Source organism: Bacillus sp. FSL K6-1560 (genome assembly GCF_038592935.1).
Lineage (GTDB): Bacteria > Bacillota > Bacilli > Bacillales > Bacillaceae > Bacillus > Bacillus subtilis.
The window spans coordinates 4,134,495-4,149,108 of the sequence record NZ_CP151946.1; the positions used below are offsets into that span (position 1 = coordinate 4,134,495).

Sequence of the window (14,614 nt, forward strand, 5' to 3'; positions counted from 1 at the left end):
TCTATCATTGACAGAAATAGAAAATGTGTGAATAATAGATACTATCAGAAAATTTCATAAAAAGGTTTTCCTTATCAAGAGAGGTGGAGGGACTGGCCCTGCGATACCCGGCAACCGCTGTTTAACAGAATGGTGCTAAATCCTTTAGAGCAATGATTGCTCTTGAAGATAAGGTTGAGATTGTCACGCAAGCTCTTCCTTATCCAAAGGAAGAGCTTTTTTACATTTGAATGGAAAGAAGGAATGGACAACATGTCACAACAAACAACACCCGCAGAACAAAAATCACTTCAAAGAAAAAAACCGCCGTTTCGCGCGGATCAAGTCGGAAGCCTGCTAAGATCTGAGCCCGTCAAAAAAGCGCGGCTGCAAAAAGCGGCCGGCGAAATGACCGCAGAGCAGCTTCGCCAAATTGAAAACGATGAAATCATCCGCATTGTGGAAAAACAGAAGGAAACCGGCCTGAACGTCGTGACAGACGGTGAATTCCGCAGAGCATGGTGGCACTTTGATTTCCTGGAAAACTTAGATGGCGTTGAGCCGTTTACTCCTGAGCAAGGCATTCAATTCCATAACGTACAGACAAAAGCACGCGGCATTAAAGTCACAGGCGATATCGACTTTTCAACTCACCCAATGCTTGAAGATTACTCATTTCTCCATAGCATTGCCGGTGACGCGACGCCAAAGATGACCATTCCAAGCCCGAATATGCTGTTTTTCCGCGGGAAATTGGAAAAAGGTGCATACAAAAACGACTATCACCTTTTCCAGCATGATGTATCCAAAGCATATAAAAAAGCGATTCAAGCGTTTTATGACAGAGGCTGCCGCTACCTCCAGCTTGATGATACAGCGTGGGCCGTTTTCTTATCAGAAAAAGGCTTAAAACAAATCGAAGCGTTCGGAACAACGCCTGATGAGCTTCGCCAGCTGTTTGCGAAATCGATTAACGACGCGATTGCAGACCGCCCGGATGACTTGACGGTAACCATGCATATTTGCCGCGGCAACTTCCAGTCCACTTGGACAGCGGAAGGCGGCTATGACGCAGCAGCCGAAACCATTTTTGACGGCTTGAATCTTGACGGACTTTTCTTAGAGTATGATGATTCACGCTCAGGCGGATTTGAGCCGCTCCGTTATGTAAAACGGTCTGATCTTCAGCTTGTTCTTGGCTTAGTGACATCTAAATTCGGTGAGCTTGAAAATCCGGATGACGTGAAACGCCGTATCGAAGAAGCGTCCCGTTATGTAAGCTTAGACCAGCTTTGCCTCAGCCCTCAATGCGGATTTGCTTCAACTGAGGAAGGCAACAAGCTGACTGAAGAAGAGCAATGGGCGAAGCTCCGCCATGTGGTTGAGATCGCTAATGATGTTTGGAAATAAGCAAAGAAAAAACACACTTGATTCCCTAGCGGAGCAAGTGTGTTTTTTTTTTTATGTCACTGTGCGGTGTAGCCCCCATCAAGGACGACAGCCTGCCCAGTGACGCCCTTCGCCTTCTCGCTTGCCAAAAACACGGCATAATCCGCAATTTCCTTGACGGAAAGCAGTCGCTTTTGCGGCACAAGCGGAAAAATGACTTGTTCAAGTACAGAGTCGTAAGGGACATTTCTAGTTTTCGATAGTTCGCTAAGCTGATTGCGTACAAGCTGGGTATCGACATAACCCGGGCAGAGCGCATTGACTGTAATGCCGTGGGGCGCGCCTTCCAGCGCCCCTACTTTTGTGAGTCCAATGACGCCGTGCTTGGCGCTATTATAAGCGGATTTCCCTGCAAAGCCGACTAATCCATTAACAGACGCGATATTAATGATTCTGCCAAACTGCTGTTTTTTCATGATCGGAAAAACATGCTTCATTGCAATAAAGGGGGCCGTCAGCATGACCTTGATCAGCTGTTCAAAGGTGTCTGTCGGAAACTCTTCAATCGGAGCGACGTGCTGAATACCGGCATTGTTCACCAGAATATCCAAGCGGCCGTATTGTTTTTGGATGACGTTCACCGTATCAGCAACTTGCGCTTCCTTTGTCACATCATACGGAATGGCCGCCGCGTCAAAGCCTTCTTCTGCAAGCTTGGAGGCTGCTTTTTCACATGCTTCCGGACGGAGGTCTGAAACGATGACGCTGGCACCTTCCCGGGCGAATTCTCTTGCCATTTCGAATCCAATTCCGCCGGCAGCCCCTGTCACCAAGGCGACTTGTTTTCTCATGTCAAACACCTTCCCATTAAGAATTGAGTACAGACTGGCTTACAGCGAAATCAGCTTCTGTTTTTTCATAAACCTCTTCAATTGTGACACCATCCTGAAGCTCCGTCAGTGTCATGCGGCCGTTCACAAAATCAAATACAGCCAAATCCGTAATCAGCCTGTGTACGACTTTCTGGCCTGTCAGCGGAAGGGAGCATGTTTTTTTCACCTTTGATTCACCATGCTTATTGACGTGCTCCATGATGACAACGATCCGTTTCGCCCCGTTGACGAGATCCATAGCGCCGCCCATCCCTTTTACCATTTTGCCCGGGATCATCCAATTGGCCAAATCACCCTGCTCCGAAACCTCCATTCCACCAAGAATAGCCAAATCGATATGCCCGCCTCTTATCATCGCGAATGACTCAGCGCTGTCAAAATAAGAGGCGCCCGTCACTTCAGTGATCGTTTCCTTTCCCGCATTGATCAAATCCGCGTCTTCCGTTCCTTCCAGAGGATAGGGGCCAATTCCGAGCAAGCCGTTTTCCGACTGAAGCATGACGTGAACGCCATCGGGTATCTCATTTGCGACAAGCGTCGGCATTCCAATCCCGAGATTCACATTCATGCCGTCCTTGATTTCTTGTACAGCCCGTTTGACCATTCGTTTTCTCGCTTCCTTCACTTGGCCTCACCCTTTCCCGATGCTTGCTGAACTGTTCGTTTTTCAATCCGTTTTTCTTGGCTCGCGCCAAGCACGACATGCTGTACGTAAATTCCCGGCGTATGGATGTGATCTGGATCGAGCTCTCCTGCTTCCACGATTTCTTCCGCCTCGGCAATCGTGATCTTGCCTGCCATGGCGGCAATGGGATTGAAATTTCTCGCCGTTTTCCTAAAAACCAAATTGCCCATGGTGTCCGCTTTCCACGCTTTGACGATCGCCACATCGCCGGTAATGCCTCGCTCCAGCACATAAGTCCGGCCGCCGAATGTTTTATGTTCTTTTCCCTCGGCTATGGAGGTGCCGACGCCTGTCGCCGTATAAAATCCCGGTATGCCTGCACCGCCTGCACGAATTCTCTCAGCGAGCGTTCCTTGGGGAACAAGCTCGACCTCAAGCTCTCCGCTTAAAAACTGCCGCTCAAAAATTTTATTTTCACCGACATAGGAAGCAATCATTTTCTTGATTTGCTTGTTAGCCAGAAGCAAACCAAGCCCCCAGTCATCGACTCCGCAGTTATTGCTGACAACGGTTAAATCCTTTACTCCCTGATCTCTTATAGACAAAATGAGCTGTTCAGGGATGCCGCACAGCCCAAACCCTCCCGCGATCAGCGTATCCCCATCATGAATCAGTTTCGCAGCTTCCTTGCTTGATGACAGCACTTTTCCCATATTGATGCTCCTTTCGTTTTCTTCTACACTAGACCAGTCAGGCTGTAAATCGCGATCACAGCAAATACGGCAGCCGTTTTAATGAGCGTGATCGCAAAAATATCGCGATAGGATTGCCGGTGGGTCAAACCCGTCACGGCCAGAAGCGTGATAACGGCGCCATTATGCGGCAGTGTATCCATCCCGCCTGATGCCATTGAAATGACCCGATGCATCACCTCTGGCGGAATATTGTAAGCCTGAATCGCCTGTAAGTATTGTTCTGACATCGCGCTTAACGCAATGCCCATTCCTCCTGAAGCCGAGCCGGTGATTCCCGCCAGCGCAGTTGTCGTAACGGCGCCATTTACAAGCGGATCGGTAAAAGTATGTGAAATTCCGCTGCTCAGCTTATGAAACCCCGGCAGCGCGGCGATAATGCCGCCGAACCCGTACTCGGCACCCGTATTCATAGATGCCAGCAAGGCGCCGCCGATCCCTTCATTCAGCCCTTCCTTCATTTGGGCAAACACACTTCTCCAATCAAATAAAATCGTTGTGATGATGCCAATCACTAAAGCAATCTCCACCGACCAAATAGCAGCCGCTGAAGAAATATCAAGCCTGCCGAACTCCTTTAATCCTATGGAAGAAAAATCAAATCCATTCGGATACCACTTTGGCAGGTAAATGGTGAAATATTTATTCACTGCACCGACGAGAATAAGCGGGACAAAGGCAAGCGCGTGCCGAATCGGACTTTTGTCCGGTTCAGCCGCGGACTCAATCGATTCAGGAGCAGGAGCATTCTGCGAATCAAAACCGCCATAGCCTTCGCCAGATGCCTGCGCTTTCTTCCGCCTTGATTCCAAATAGAGCATCCCAGCTGCCAGCACAATCACTGCGCCCATCAAGCCCAGCCAAGGGGCGGCATAAATGTCTGTTTTGAAAAACGACGTCGGGATGACATTTTGGATTTGCGGCGTTCCCGGAAGTGCGTCCATCGTAAACGTAAAAGCCCCTAAAGCAATCGTTCCCGGGATGAGGCGTTTTGGTATGTTTGCTTCTTGGAACATGTTTTTCGCAAAAGGATATACGGCAAATACGACAACAAACAGGCTGACGCCGCTGTACGTCAAGACAGCGCCCATCAGCACAATGGCAAGTATCGCTCTTTTTGCCCCGACAAGCCGGACAATTGTTTTCGCGATTGATGCCGCAAGCCCGGCCATTTCAACGACCTTTCCAAAAATGGCACCGAGCAAAAACACTGGGAAATACAATTTAATAAAACCAGCCATCTTCTCCATAAAAATTGATGAGAAAAAAGGAAGCACATGGCTTGGATCTGTCAGCAGCACCGCGAATAACGCGCAAATCGGCGCAAACAATATGACAGAAAATCCCCGATACGCCGTAAACATCAGCAAACCTAACGCCAATAGAATGATGATCAGTTCCACACACACATCCCCCGTTTCCGCGAACTAGAAAGCGTTTACAAAAACCTGTCCGCATCGGCTGTTTCCGTCCCCTTTCCATATGTACGAGAAGCGTGGGCCAACTATTCCGATTAAAAAAGGAAAGCTCCTTTTTTCGGAGCTTTCCTCTGCCATTCATTTCATTCCTACTAGGATATCAACATCAACCGTAATATCGGCTGATTTCATCTCTTTCAGCACGCTGACTCGGTCTTTCGGCGCCGACCAGGCAAGCGGCGTCATCTTGAGAAGCCAGTGGATCGCCTGCTGGTCAAGTGATTTTACATAGCGCAGCCTGACAGGATGGCTGTGCGCCGCATGTGCTGTAAAACGCTCAACAGCTGCCGCATTGGAATACGTGCGCCTTGGTGAATCAGTATATAAAAATTGCCTTAATTCTATTAAATAGTCGCTTCGCGGCACTACTTTTACGAGCATGCCATCATTCTTCAGCAGTCTATGAAACTCTGCATAATTGGACGGGGAAAAAATAGACAGCACAACATCAAATTGGCGATCATGAAAAGGAGCACGCGCCACATTGGCAACCGCCCACATCTGATCTTTGAATGCCTTAGAAGCTTTTAAAATCCCATCCTTCGAAAGATCGATGCCGGTTCCTATCGCTGCTATCCCTGCATAATCAAACCCGCAAAGCGCATTCAAATGAGAACCCTCACCGCAACCGCTGTCCAGGATGGTGAATGCCTCATGACCAGATTTGGGATGACTGATGAGTTCTGCAATCGCATCATGGAGCGGGTCAAAAAAACCACATTCTCCAATCAGCCTGCTCCTCGCTTCAAAAAGCTCAGCACCGTAACTGGTTTTGACCGGCTTGGTCAGAAAGTTCACGTAGCCGTGCCGAGATAGATCAAATGTATGTCCTCGTTCTGTACAAATCAAGCTTTTCCCTGATGCCGCATCCATAGAAGAATCACAGAGCGGGCATCGAAACATGCTGAAGTCAACTGTTTGCTTCATGATAAAAAACACCCCATTCATTCATTTTTAGATAAATGAAAAAGGCATAGACAAATAAACCTAGGCCTATCTCAAAAATTGGCCAGGCTGGCAGTTTGTCTACACCTGTCATTATCTATAACGAATGAATTGGATAATCATGAAAAAAACTCCCTTTCTGCTGTATGGGTTTCCCCATTTCCATCATACAACAAATCTCCAGGAGCTGGAATCTTATGGTGAGGAAAAATCAGTACTGACATGCTGGTATCCCGCCAACATCATATCAGCATAGCAATCCAGCATATTTTTCCTTTATTTTCTCATTTCAGAATATAAATTTTATTATTGTGAAAATAGTTAAAAAGGTTGATTTTCAAAAAGTGAAAGGATAAAATACTGCTATCATCTTAGAAAAAGACATTCTTGTATATGATCAGTAATATGGTCTGATTGTTTCTACCTAGTAACCGTAAAAAACTAGACTACAAGAAAGTTTGAATAAATTTGAACGAGTTGAAAAGGACAAGTTCTTTTCTGTTTGCTCTTATTTTTCACACTTTCTGCACTTCCAGAATTTGTGAAGGATAAGAGCTTTTTTTGTTTCCATAATAACCCTCATAGGAGTTGCTATCATGTACTTTTTACTAAACCTTGTCGGTCTCATTGTGATTATGGCAGTTGTATTCCTATGTTCTCCGCAGAAAAAGAAAATCAAGTGGCGCCCGATCATTACGTTAATTGTTCTGGAATTGCTGATTACTTGGTTTATGCTGGGAACAAAAGTCGGAAGCTGGGCCATCGGTAAAATCGGTGATTTCTTCACTTGGCTGATTGCTTGCGCCAGTGACGGTATCGCGTTTGCCTTTCCGTCAGTGATGGCGAATGAAACAGTAGACTTTTTCTTTAGTGCGCTTCTTCCAATTATCTTTATCGTCACATTCTTTGATATTTTAACGTATTTCGGCATTTTGCCTTGGCTGATTGATAAAATCGGATGGGTGATTTCAAAGGCTTCCCGCTTGCCGAAATTAGAAAGCTTTTTCTCTATTCAAATGATGTTTCTTGGAAATACCGAAGCACTTGCGGTTATCCGCCAGCAGCTAACGGTTTTAAGCAACAACCGCCTGCTCACATTCGGCTTAATGAGCATGAGCAGCATCAGCGGCTCCATTATCGGATCTTATCTTTCAATGGTGCCTGCGACATACGTGTTTACAGCCATTCCTTTGAACTGCTTAAACGCGCTGATTATCGCAAACCTGTTGAATCCTGTTCACGTGCCGGAGGATGAAGATATCATCTATACACCGCCTAAAGAAGAGAAGAAAGACTTTTTCTCTACGATTTCTAACAGTATGCTTGTCGGCATGAACATGGTGATCGTTATTTTGGCAATGGTGATCGGATATGTCGCATTAACGTCAGCAGTTAATGGCATTCTTGGCGTTTTCGTACACGGCCTGACCATCCAGACGATTTTTGCTTATCTGTTCAGTCCGTTCGCATTCCTGCTTGGGCTGCCAGTCCACGATGCGATGTATGTTGCTCAGCTGATGGGCATGAAATTAGCAACGAACGAGTTTGTTGCTATGCTTGACTTGAAAAACAATCTCAAATCCCTCCCGCCTCACACCGTTGCGGTGGCGACAACATTCCTGACGTCCTTTGCAAACTTCAGTACGGTCGGCATGATTTACGGCACGTACAATTCGATCCTTGACGGAGAAAAGTCAACGGTCATCGGGAGAAACGTGTGGAAACTGCTCGTCAGCGGAATTGCGGTATCTTTATTAAGTGCTGCGATTGTCGGCCTGTTTGTGTGGTAGAAACATTGAGCCATATCCCTTTTCGGATATGGCTCTTTTCATTATTGATAAATAGAGGCTGGCACCTGCACATCCCGGATTCCCGCTGCATAAGGCCCCAAGTCATACTGACCAAAGACGATGGCGATCCCGTTTGCCGTAAAGTAAAACATTGTGTCTTTATTTAGGGTTATATCCTCTTTCTTAACATCAGGGAAAAACAGCTCATCGTGTTTTTTGATATAGCTATATAGGTAATCTCTCGTTTTGCTGACTTTTGTTTTGGTGTTCAAAATCTGATCCAGCGTCACCCGCTTTTGTGCTTTCAAGTCATAGTTGAAGGACTGGACAGACGTTAAACCGTGGGCGCCGCCTGAATAGATATAATTGAGTGTTTGAATGCTGAGCTTGCCTGCCGCATTGTATTTGACGCTGAAGGATGTTTGATATTCCGTTTTAAAGCCCTGCTGTTCGCCTGCTTTTTTGTTTTTCAGGTATTCCTGATACGATTGTTCAATGTAGGCTTCCAGCTCTTGATTGATTTTCTTTTCAAACACGGCATTCCCGATGTGATGCACTTGTGGATACGTTAACTCCTTGATCTTTTTGTACGTATGAGTGCTGACAGTTGGTGTTTTCGTTTGAACTGCTTTTAAAGATGGGGCCGCATATGCAACTACGGAAAAAAGCAAGACTGCAATCCCCGCTGCTTTCAGCATGTTATTCCATTTCATACGCTCTCCTCCTTTGATGTCGTTGTTTAACATTCCCTTATTTAAGCAATACACACTTTTATAGACTGATTAGATCGAAAGAAGTTTCTAGGTCTAACAGCATGATTTTTCCAATAAAAAAAGAGACACAGGATGTCTCTTTTTTTACTGTTTGCGCCCAGAAATCGCTTCATGAACGGCCTGTGCCAAATCTGTATTTCCGAACATCTCTAATACCGCAATGACAGTCTGGTCCGGAATGTGCTCTGCTTCGTGTTTTGGCACGACCAGATCGTCCATGGTTTTTTTCAAGCTTTCATTCAGCTTTTGCTGCGGATACGCTTTGGCGTACAGCTCCATCGGATCAAGATCATGGTTCACGCACCATTGGGCAAACACCAAAATCATCATATTTTCATCGCGTTCGTAAGCTTCAGCTAGCTGTTTTTCGTTCATTTGCCATGCTCCTTATGAAAAGTATCTTCCTTAAAGATACAGGAGCAGGTCAAATTCGTCTATCCCAATGGCGATGAGCAGCAACAGCATCGATAAATGCCTTGCTGAAAGCGGTGTAGTCAGGTTCATCTTTAGCCGTTACGATGCCTGGCCCCTCTGTTGTCCCGACAGAGGATTGAAGAAGGCCAATTCCTTCATTTGCCGCACCGATCGCCTTGTAGTGATTGTAAGCTTCTCTGATAAACGCCATCGCTTGTTTGTTGTCTTTTAACTCCAGCCCTCCTGCGGCATAGACGGCATCATACAGAACAGAATCAACCGTCAGGAACGTGCCGCTGGCCTCAAGCTGCTGTCCGCTGCCGCTTGTCATATACCCCAGATTTTGACTGATGATATCCACTGTGATTCCTTCTTGCTTTAAGGCTTCCAGCACTGTTTGCAGCTCTTTTTCATGAAATCCGTTTCCGGCGAGTACAGCGACTTTTCTTGTTGACGCAGTTTTCACTGTACGGGCTTGGCTTAACGCAGGCGAAGTAAGAATTTCTTTAGATGCTTTACGCTTCGCGGGCGTCGCCACGCCTACTCCTTTGGCGATTTCTTCTGCTAAATCTGCATCGACATTGCTGAAGACATCAACGACCTGCCGCTGTACGTCTTTGCTTTTGACCTTCCCGACCTCGAAGCAGAAAGCAGAAATGATGTGCTGTTTCTCCACAGGAGACATGCTGTTCCAGAAAAGCTTCGCCTGTGAGTAATAATCGTTGAAGCTGTCGCTTCGCTGGCGGATTTTTTTGCCCTCGACTTTTTCCTGATAGTGGACGTAGCCGCCTTCTTCAGCTGTCGCTGGCGACGGATCATTGTTTTGCAGTGAGTTTTTATGATAAGCGACAGGTCCCTTATTGATCGTCATCCGGTGATAGCCGTCATATTGATTGTTATGGAATGGACATACCGGCCGGTTAATCGGAAGCTCATGGAAGTTCGGACCGCCAAGACGAATCAGCTGTGTATCCGTATAAGAGAAAAGTCGCCCCTGCAATAGCGGGTCATTGGTAAAATCGATGCCCGGCACGACATTTCCCGGGTGGAATGCGACTTGTTCTGTTTCCGCAAACACATTATCCTGGTTGCGGTTCAGCGTCATTTTCCCAATGATCTTCACCGGCACAAGCTCTTCCGGCCACAGCTTAGTCGGATCAAGAATATCAAAATCAAACTTGAATTCATCTTCCTCATCAATCATCTGCACGCCGAGCTCGTATTCAACCTTGCCGCCGTTTTCAATTGTTTCCAACAGGTCACGGCGATGGAAATCCGGATCTTTCCCGGCAATTTTTTGCGCTTCATCCCATACGAGAGAATGCACGCCCAGCACCGGCTTCCAGTGAAATTTCACGAAACGTGCCTTTCCTTGTTCATTGACAAAACGGAACGTGTGCACGCCGAAGCCCTCCATCATTCTGTAGCTGCGGGGGATGCCTCTGTCAGACATCGTCCACATCACCATGTGGGCAGACTCAGGGTTATTGGCGACAAAATCCCAAAACGTATCATGGGCAGTCGCGGCCTGAGGCATTTCATTGTGAGGCTCAGGCTTAAACGCGTGAACCAAATCCGGAAATTTGATTGCGTCCTGAATGAAAAACACCGGAATGTTATTTCCCACAAGGTCATAGTTTCCTTCTTCAGTATAAAATTTTGTCGCAAAGCCTCTGGCATCCCGCACCGTGTCTGCGGAGCCTTTAGAACCCGCAACCGTAGAGAAACGGACAAATACCGGTGTCTTCACCGAAGGGTCCTGAAGAAATTTGGCCCGTGTATATTCCGTCATCGGCTCGTAAACCTGAAAAAAGCCATGCACGCCAAATCCGCGCGCATGCACAACGCGCTCTGGAATCCTCTCATGGTCAAAGTGCGTCATTTTCTCCCGGAAGTGAAAATCCTCCATCAGCGTCGGGCCGCGAACCCCGGCTTTTAACGAATGCTCATCCTCTGACACCCGCAAGCCTTGGTTTGTCGTCATTTTCTTCCCGCTGTTATCGGTCCTGTACTGCTCAAGCTGCTCGTCCTTTGAGTGTTCATTTACACGTTTGTTTTGGTCATCACTCATGTCTGTTCCCCCTTTTTAAAACGAAACATTCTACAGCACATTTACCCGTGGCGTTCTTCATATAAACTGCTAATCCGCTCATTAGGATTTTTGGTCTACATATAAATATGCGGTCATACACATTTGAAATAAGCCTTCTTCACAGAAAGAAAGGATGGAAGCGCTTACCAAAAAAAGCTGTTGAATAGGGGAGGTCATATCATGCTTGCCATACTCGGTTTTGTGATGATGATTGTCTTTATGTACCTTATTATGTCTAACCGGCTTTCCGCTCTTATTGCTTTGATTGTCGTTCCTATTGTGTTCGCCCTGATCAGCGGATTTGGCAAAGATCTCGGCGAGATGATGATTCAGGGCGTTACAGACCTCGCCCCTACCGGTATCATGCTGTTATTCGCCATCCTGTATTTCGGCATTATGATTGACTCAGGCCTGTTTGATCCTCTCATTGCCAAAATCTTATCGTTTGTCAAAGGAGATCCGTTAAAAATCGCCGTAGGCACAGCGGTTCTGACCATGACCATTTCGCTGGACGGAGATGGGACAACAACCTATATGATTACCATTGCAGCGATGCTGCCTCTCTACAAACGGCTCGGCATGAACCGTTTGGTGTTAGCGGGAATAGCGATGCTCGGTTCGGGGGTTATGAATATTATCCCGTGGGGCGGGCCGACTGCGAGGGTTTTGGCTTCCTTAAAATTGGACACGTCAGAGGTCTTCACGCCGCTGATTCCCGCTATGATCGCCGGCATTCTCTGGGTGATCGCCGTTGCTTATATCCTCGGAAAGAAAGAGCGGAAGCGGCTCGGCGTCATTTCGATTGATCACGCACCGTCTTCCGATCCGGAGGCCGCACCGCTCAAGCGTCCTGCTCTTCAATGGTTTAACCTGCTGCTGACTGTCGCTCTGATGGCCGCACTGATCACCAGCCTGCTGCCGCTTCCTGTTCTTTTTATGACTGCGTTCGCCGTGGCCTTGATGGTTAACTATCCAAATGTCAAAGAGCAGCAGAAACGAATCTCGGCGCATGCGGGTAATGCGTTAAACGTTGTCTCCATGGTGTTTGCTGCGGGCATATTCACAGGCATTCTCTCCGGCACAAAAATGGTGGATGCCATGGCGCATTCTCTCGTTTCACTCATCCCTGATGCCATGGGCCCGCACCTGCCGTTGATCACTGCGATCGTCAGCATGCCCTTCACCTTTTTCATGTCGAATGACGCCTTTTACTTCGGTGTCCTTCCCATCATCGCCGAAGCCGCTTCCGCTTACGGAATAGACGCCGCTGAAATCGGGAGGGCCTCCTTGCTGGGGCAGCCTGTGCATCTGCTCAGCCCACTTGTGCCTTCCACCTATCTATTGGTAGGAATGGCAGGCGTCAGCTTTGGCGACCATCAAAAATTCACTATTAAATGGGCCGTGGGAACAACGATTGTGATGACCATTGCGGCGCTTTTGATTGGGATTATTTCTTTCTAAATGTATGAGCTTGATCGTAGCATTGAGTGAGTACGTGATTTACAGAGGGGAGAAGATCAAATAGGATATTATGAGTGAATAGAAGATTCATGCCAACAACTCCTCATTACAATCATAAGAGCCTGCTATATTGCAGCAGGCTCTTTCACATTTGGCATTATTTTTTTGTATAGCGCACCCAGTCATAATGAGCGTATAGCGGATTTACACCATTGTAGGAGCCAAGCCATTCATCGACACCCGTGCCATTCCACAAGTTCATCATGATCTTTCCAGGTGTTGTCGGAATTTGGTTTGTTGCAGTATGTTTTAATTGCCCGTCGACATACCATTTAATAGAGTTTGGCTGCCAATCGAATGCATACGTATGATAGGCATTGGCTGCATCAAACCCGAGATCAACAATCTTCTCATGGTTTCCTGCACCATTTGTATAATAGTTAAATTGAACCTTCGTTGTGTCTTTTCCTAAAAATTCGATATCAATCTCATCCCAAGGAGTTCCATCTGTTGGACCTGTGTAAGTGAAGAACGATGAAACGATCCCTGTGTTTTTAGCTGGTTTCATTCTGACTTCATAAAGTCCATAGCCATATGTTTGAACAGAACGGTTTTCCCCGCAGTCAAACTTGTTATAAGCTGGGCTTGTTAGCGCTAAACGCATTTCACCCAATGACGTCACTGATACGTTATTAGCCCGCCACGTGCAGTTGAACATATTTCCATTCGAATAACCATCTGCTTTTTGCCAAAAACCGGAGTTATAGCCGTTAAAAGGGTCAAAAAACGATCCACCTGTTTGAGCTGAGGCAGTAGAAGTGACTGCAAACAAACTCATAAACAATCCAGTGACAAGAAGCAGCAACACTCGTTTCAGATAAGGCATATTGGCATTCCCCTTTCATTGAAAGCGTTTTCTATGTTGATCTTACATGATTCTTTTAAAAGGGAACATCGGTCAAAATAATGATAATATCGAATCTTACTAACTTGAATCCTGTAACTATCATCATCTTCCCTCTGAAAAAAATAAAAACCTAAATTACCATCAGCACAGACAGAGATGATCCGCACTCATTGTAATTTAGGTTTTGCCTGCTTTATCAGTAACAATCCTAGCATTTTCATATGTGAATGTAAGAAAAAGTGAACACAAGGAAACACAAATGTCAGCGCTCTCATTATGCTTGTTTAACTACCCTTTCTATGTGAATGGTTAAATACAGCAGCTCGTCACTTGTGAGCTTGTGCTCATACTCCCGCTCAATGTAGGTTTGGATTTTCTTCGTGCATTCATACGCGCGATGATACTTTTCTTTCACTGTATCCAGCAAAAAATCGTCCTGGCTTTCCATGTGAGTGCCGTTAAATAGACGCTGCGCGAAAAACTTTAAGTGGGTGACGAACCGATAATAGTGAAGCGATTCTTCGTTGAATTCAATCTTAAAATGGTATTTTACAATACTCAAAATCTCTTGCATGACTTTTGTAATGTTGATAATATTGGGCATCTCTTCATTCAGCTCGGCATTTACAATATGCAGAGCAATAAAGCCTGCTTCATCCTCTGGCAGAGACACACCAGTCTTGTTTTTTACCATAACCAACGCTTCTTTGCCGATCGCAAATTCGTCTTTGTAGAGCCGTTTTGTTTCCCACAGCAAGGCGTTTTTGATATCAAGCCCTTTCTGGTTGCGCTGGATGGCAAAGTTAATATGGTCGGTCAGCGACACATAGATGCTGTCGTTGAGCTTTTTGCCGAGCTGTAATTTTGCGTAGCTGATAATCTCTTCGGATACTTCCATACACTCGATCGGTATATCATACAAAAGGGTTTTGAACTTTTCTGATACATCCTTGTTATCGAGCGTGAACACTTTCTCAATGCGGGCTTCATCGACATCATCGCCGGACTTTTTCTGAAACGCGAGCCCCCTGCCCATGACGACCAATTCTTTCCCCTGTTCATTGACCACGCTGATCACATTATTGTTGATCACCTTCGCAATTTTCATGGCATGTC

At 46.3% G+C, this 14,614-nt stretch carries 13 protein-coding genes and 2 riboswitches; of the genes, 3 read left to right on the forward strand and 10 right to left on the reverse strand.

Annotated features, from left to right (window positions below):
• The first annotated feature begins 68 nt into the window (after window positions 1-68).
• Window positions 69-175: riboswitch (SAM riboswitch) on the forward strand.
• A gap of 77 nt (window positions 176-252) precedes the next feature.
• The gene (locus NYE22_RS21995) at window positions 253-1,389 is read left to right on the forward strand and encodes a 5-methyltetrahydropteroyltriglutamate--homocysteine S-methyltransferase (RefSeq protein WP_064671767.1); all 1,137 of its coding nucleotides are present in this window, start codon (window positions 253-255) and stop codon (window positions 1,387-1,389) included.
• 56 nt (window positions 1,390-1,445) lie between these two features.
• On the opposite strand, the gene NYE22_RS22000 is transcribed toward NYE22_RS21995, so the two are convergent.
• The 5 genes from NYE22_RS22000 to NYE22_RS22020 form a co-directional block, all read right to left on the reverse strand.
• Window positions 1,446-2,219 carry a 3-hydroxybutyrate dehydrogenase gene (locus NYE22_RS22000; RefSeq protein ID WP_161986605.1) on the reverse strand — a complete coding sequence of 258 codons (774 nt, stop codon included), beginning with the start codon at window positions 2,217-2,219 and terminating at the stop codon, window positions 1,446-1,448.
• A gap of 16 nt (window positions 2,220-2,235) precedes the next feature.
• Window positions 2,236-2,886 carry a succinyl-CoA--3-ketoacid CoA transferase subunit B gene (locus NYE22_RS22005; RefSeq protein WP_003243049.1) on the reverse strand — a complete coding sequence of 217 codons (651 nt, stop codon included), beginning with the start codon at window positions 2,884-2,886 and terminating at the stop codon, window positions 2,236-2,238.
• Entirely contained in the window at window positions 2,883-3,599 is a 717-nt protein-coding gene (locus NYE22_RS22010; RefSeq protein WP_014481335.1) for a succinyl-CoA--3-ketoacid CoA transferase subunit A, read from the reverse strand. The genes NYE22_RS22005 and NYE22_RS22010 overlap by 4 nt, the downstream gene beginning before the upstream one ends.
• Before the next feature lie 23 nt (window positions 3,600-3,622).
• Entirely contained in the window at window positions 3,623-5,041 is a 1,419-nt protein-coding gene (locus NYE22_RS22015; RefSeq protein WP_029318622.1) for a GntP family permease, read from the reverse strand.
• A gap of 153 nt (window positions 5,042-5,194) precedes the next feature.
• Window positions 5,195-6,043, reverse strand: coding sequence for a methyltransferase domain-containing protein (locus NYE22_RS22020; RefSeq protein ID WP_161986602.1), 849 nt, complete (start codon window positions 6,041-6,043; stop codon window positions 5,195-5,197).
• Window positions 6,044-6,428: 385 nt separating this feature from the next.
• Window positions 6,429-6,530: riboswitch (purine riboswitch) on the forward strand.
• 127 nt (window positions 6,531-6,657) lie between these two features.
• Between NYE22_RS22020 and NYE22_RS22025 the strand changes: the two genes are divergently transcribed.
• Window positions 6,658-7,851: a NupC/NupG family nucleoside CNT transporter gene (locus NYE22_RS22025; RefSeq protein ID WP_003227216.1), complete on the forward strand. Its 1,194-nt coding sequence runs from the start codon at window positions 6,658-6,660 to the stop codon at window positions 7,849-7,851.
• Window positions 7,852-7,892: 41 nt separating this feature from the next.
• Here NYE22_RS22025 and NYE22_RS22030 read toward each other — a convergent pair whose 3' ends face one another.
• From NYE22_RS22030 to NYE22_RS22040, 3 genes are all read right to left on the reverse strand, one after another.
• Window positions 7,893-8,564: a DUF3298 and DUF4163 domain-containing protein gene (locus NYE22_RS22030; protein WP_087614814.1), complete on the reverse strand. Its 672-nt coding sequence runs from the start codon at window positions 8,562-8,564 to the stop codon at window positions 7,893-7,895.
• 144 nt (window positions 8,565-8,708) lie between these two features.
• A complete protein-coding gene (locus tag NYE22_RS22035; RefSeq protein WP_014478421.1) occupies window positions 8,709-8,999 on the reverse strand; it encodes a hypothetical protein in 291 nt (96 codons plus the stop codon).
• A gap of 49 nt (window positions 9,000-9,048) precedes the next feature.
• On the reverse strand, window positions 9,049-11,109 hold the full coding sequence (locus NYE22_RS22040; RefSeq protein ID WP_342412179.1) for a catalase: 2,061 nt from the start codon (window positions 11,107-11,109) through the stop codon (window positions 9,049-9,051).
• 201 nt (window positions 11,110-11,310) lie between these two features.
• Here NYE22_RS22040 and citH point away from each other — a divergent pair, with 201 nt between their 5' ends.
• Window positions 11,311-12,591, forward strand: a complete 1,281-nt coding sequence (gene citH / locus NYE22_RS22045; protein WP_003227205.1) for a citrate transporter CitH — start codon at window positions 11,311-11,313, stop codon at window positions 12,589-12,591.
• 157 nt (window positions 12,592-12,748) lie between these two features.
• On the opposite strand, the gene bglS is transcribed toward citH, so the two are convergent.
• Both bglS and licT read right to left on the reverse strand, forming a co-directional pair.
• Window positions 12,749-13,477 carry a beta-glucanase gene (bglS, locus tag NYE22_RS22050; RefSeq protein ID WP_342412180.1) on the reverse strand — a complete coding sequence of 243 codons (729 nt, stop codon included), beginning with the start codon at window positions 13,475-13,477 and terminating at the stop codon, window positions 12,749-12,751.
• Window positions 13,478-13,772: 295 nt separating this feature from the next.
• Entirely contained in the window at window positions 13,773-14,606 is an 834-nt protein-coding gene (gene licT, locus NYE22_RS22055; RefSeq protein ID WP_003242598.1) for a transcriptional antiterminator LicT, read from the reverse strand.
• Window positions 14,607-14,614 lie beyond the last annotated feature (8 nt).